We start from the raw sequence: 3,511 nt of genomic DNA, 5'->3' as shown, positions 1-3,511 counted from the left end.
CCGCCGCCGAACTGGCCGCCCTGCAGGCGCAGACCCGCCGTATCCGCCAGGTCCGCTACCGTCCCTCCCGCCTTGACCGCTATACCGGCGAACTGCTGAGCCTGTACCAGGCCGGGGCCAGTGCAGCGGAGCTGCAACGCTGGCTCCGGGCCCGGAGAATCAAAGTGGTGTTGTCCACGGTTACCCGCTGGCTGGAAAAAAATGGCTAAATTCGCCAGCGCTGCCCGCCAGGCGGCTGGCGTGATAAAACCACTCCAGGGAAATATTCTGCGCTCTGTCGGCACAGTCCGGAATTACGAGCAGGGACTGACCCGCGTCGCAGAGTGGATGAAAGAGAACCGGCTCAACCACGGTGATTTACGCACACTGACACCGGCGCAGGCCATCACCTACCTGGAGCAGCGCGGGGAGCAGGTCGGCCAGAAAACGCTCGATATGGAACGCCAGGCCATCCAGGCCATGATGATCCACGTGACGCAGACCCTCCCTGCCGGCGAACACCTGCCGGTGGTGAAATCGGAGCAGGCACAGATCCTGAGCAGCCGGGCCTACAGCCCGGACCAGGTAGCCCTGATTGCCGCAGCACAACAGCCCGCCAACGCCCTGGCCACCGCGATTGCCCTGGCCGCCGGATTACGCGCCCATGAACTGCTGACCCTCGCGCCCCGCCAGGAGCGTGCACCGGATCCCCGTCCGGCAGCGGACAGTAAATTTGCCGGTCGGGAGGGCGTGATTTACACCGTTCAGGGCAAAGGCGGCCTGGTCAGGGAAGTCCTGGTACCGTCCCCCCTGGCTGAACGTCTGGAGCATGTCAGGCTGGCGAGCCCGGTCCGGGTGACCGATCGCGGCGTGTTTTACCAGAGTCAGTACGCCATTGGCGGAGGACAGCGCTGGTCGAACGCCTTCAGTGCCGCCTCCATGCGTACCCTGGGCTGGTCACGGGGGGCACACGGCGTGCGTCACAGCTACGCCCAGCAACGGATGCAGGAGCTGCAAAAACTCGGTCTGGTTCGTGATATGGCCCTGCGCACCGTCAGCCAGGAAATGGGCCATTTTCGTCCGGAAATCACGGAGACATACCTGCGATGACAAGAACGTTTATTTTATTGTGTACCGGTGTTTTCGCCATCGCGTACGCCCTGTATGAGCTGAAACATATGGGCGTTTACTATCCGGATGCCAGCAATCCGCAGCTGTTCACTGGCTGGAAGGCGGTCACCGAACTCGGTCCCGCAATCCTGGCTACCGGGATCGCAGCCACAGCGTTCTCGCTGTGGCTGTTCATTTTGTTTTTCAGAAGCTCAGAGTCCCGCCGGATACAGCGCGAGATAAGCGGATATCAGCAGGCACTAAGGGAGGCAGAAGAGGCTCACAGAGCCAGACAAAATACCCTTATTCAGAATCACAATCTGGAGATAGCGGCCCTGCGAAGCCACTACAGTGGTGCTGAGGATGTACTGCGGGAAGAGTTTGCGAAAAAAGAAAACCGCTGGCGTCAGGCATTGAAAAATGCCCGGGAAGAAGCCAGGCAGGAGCTGGAAGAACAGACGGAGGCACTGAATCAGCGCGCGTCCGGCCTGCTGGTACAGGAGCAGACACTGAAAGCCAGAATGGAGGAAGTCAGAAAGTATGTTGCCGGAGAGCGGCATAACGCCATGCGGGCCCGTCTGGAGGCAGAGGAAGCAGAGAAAAGGCGACAAAATGCCAGTGCAACAGCGGAACGGCGCAGACGGAAACTGGAAAAACTCCAGGCCACTGACGTAACAGCAGGGCAAAAACACTGAGGCATTTCAGGACTGCCAGAAACGCCACCAGGCACGGGGCCGGGTCGTGTTCTGCCGCATCTCTTCCCGGTTCTCCAGCAACAACATCGCCTGTTTCAGGCTGTCGATATGTGAATCTCTGGAGGCAAGGAGGGTGTTCAGGTGTTCAATTTCCTGTTTCAGAATGTAAATGACCTGTTCATTACGGTCAGAAGTGACTGTGTCACGCTGTCCACTGACCTGTTCTTTCTCCTGTTCAACGGATACGGGCGCAAAGGCACCAAACACCCGCAAAAGCTCTGAAGTCTCGAGCATTTTCGCATTCCGTTCACCCCGACAGGTGGACAGTTCACCGGCTTTAATTAACCTGTGCAGGGTTGTCCTGCTCTTACCCGTCAGGCGTGCTGCCTCACTGATCGACACTTTCGCCATCAGTCACCCTCCTGTAGTGCATCCAGTCTCAGGGACAGTGTACGGAAAAGATGCTCCGCATCATCGTGGAGTTTCTCACAAAGGTCAGCCTCCTCATCGAGATCAAGCTCGTTAAGCTTCTCCAGCAGGAGCAGGGACTGATTCTGGATGAATTTAGCCATGTTCAGGGCAGTTTTCTGTTGTTTCGTCATAAGGGGCCTCAGGGCGTCAGTGCTCAGTGTCAAACCGGTCTCTTTTCCGCTTCCTCGCTCACTCAGTCGCTACGCTCCTGCCGTTCGGCTGCGGCGAGCGGACGGGACACACAGAAGAGTCATCGCTATAACCAGGAAGAGAAGAGCCTGTGGAAAAGGCCACGGCGTTGCCGTTTTTCCATAGGCTCCGCCCCCCTGACGAGCATCACAGAATCTGACGCTCAAATCAGCGGTGGCGAAACCCGACAGGACTATAAAGATCCCAGGCGTTTCCCCCTGGTAGCTCCCTCGTGCGCTCTCCTGTTCCTGCCTTTCGGTTTACCGGTGTCATTCCGCTGTTATGGCCGCGTTTATCTCATTCCACGCCTGACACTCAGTTCCGGGAAGGCAGTTCGCTCCAAGCTGGACTGTATGCACGAACCCCCCGTTCAGTCCGACCGCTGCGCCTTATCCGGTAACTATCGTCTTGAGTCCAACCCGGAAAGACATGCAAATGCGCCACTGGCAGCAGCCACTGGTAACTGATTTAGAGGAGATAGTCTTGAAGTCATGCGCCAGTTAAGGCTAAACTAAACGAACAGTTTTGGTGACTGTGCTCCTCCAAGCCAGTTACCTCGGTTCAAAGAGTTGGTAGCTCAGAGAACCTTCGAAAAACCGCCCTGCAAGGCGGTTTTTTCGTTTACAGAGCAAGAGATTACGATGCCAACGAAAGGATCTCAAGAGGATCCTGTTCCATATACCTTCCCCTGAAGGGAAACCAGCAACGCCAGTGAACTTACAGAAAAGCCAAACTATTTGATCTTATTAAAAAAATGAATATAGAGTAAGATTTTACACAATCAGTGGCTTTGTTGAATAAATCGAAATTTTGGTGACCTGAAGAATCAGTTCACGCATTATCCTGACTATGCAGGCAGTTCCGTGACAAAGCAGAAGTTCAAAATCACCAACTGACGCAACTACAACAAGGCCCTGATTAATCGTGGCTCCATCACTTTCTGGGTTGATGATGAGGCGACTCAGGCCTGGTATGAGTCAGCAACGCCTGCATCGCGGGGACAACCTCAGCGCTATACAGCCCCTGCCATCACAACCGTCCTGGTGATTAAACGTGTATTCCGGCTG

General features: G+C 56.1%; 5 protein-coding genes and 1 pseudogene. 4 read left to right on the top strand and 2 right to left on the bottom strand.

The annotated features are described in order from the left end of the window. From BV390_RS30115 to BV390_RS30105, 3 genes are all read left to right on the top strand, one after another. Positions 1 to 209: hypothetical protein (locus BV390_RS30115; RefSeq protein WP_085397636.1), on the top strand; the 209-nt coding region annotated here is incomplete at its 5' end. Continuing rightward, complete coding sequence (locus tag BV390_RS30110; protein WP_085397635.1) at positions 202 to 1,089, top strand: site-specific integrase; 888 nt, start codon at positions 202 to 204, stop codon at positions 1,087 to 1,089. The genes BV390_RS30115 and BV390_RS30110, both read left to right, overlap by 8 nt. Next, entirely contained in the window at positions 1,086 to 1,784 is a 699-nt protein-coding gene (locus BV390_RS30105; RefSeq protein ID WP_085397634.1) for a hypothetical protein, read from the top strand. Before BV390_RS30110 ends, BV390_RS30105 begins: the two co-directional genes overlap by 4 nt. Before the next feature lie 6 nt (positions 1,785 to 1,790). Here BV390_RS30105 and BV390_RS30100 read toward each other — a convergent pair whose 3' ends face one another. Together BV390_RS30100 and BV390_RS30095 are read right to left on the bottom strand one after the other, a co-directional pair. After that, positions 1,791 to 2,195, bottom strand: coding sequence for a helix-turn-helix domain-containing protein (locus tag BV390_RS30100; protein ID WP_085397633.1), 405 nt, complete (start codon positions 2,193 to 2,195; stop codon positions 1,791 to 1,793). Continuing rightward, positions 2,195 to 2,386, bottom strand: coding sequence for a Rop family plasmid primer RNA-binding protein (locus BV390_RS30095; RefSeq protein WP_085397632.1), 192 nt, complete (start codon positions 2,384 to 2,386; stop codon positions 2,195 to 2,197). The genes BV390_RS30100 and BV390_RS30095 overlap by 1 nt, the downstream gene beginning before the upstream one ends. A gap of 876 nt (positions 2,387 to 3,262) precedes the next feature. Between BV390_RS30095 and BV390_RS30080 the strand changes: the two are divergent. Further along, positions 3,263 to 3,511: pseudogene (locus tag BV390_RS30080) on the top strand (transposase); the annotation flags it as partial.

This window comes from Klebsiella sp. YJ (assembly GCF_002108615.1).
In the GTDB taxonomy this organism is placed as follows: Bacteria; Pseudomonadota; Gammaproteobacteria; order Enterobacterales; family Enterobacteriaceae; genus Klebsiella; species Klebsiella planticola.
This window is presented reverse-complemented; position numbering and strand designations above follow the sequence as displayed.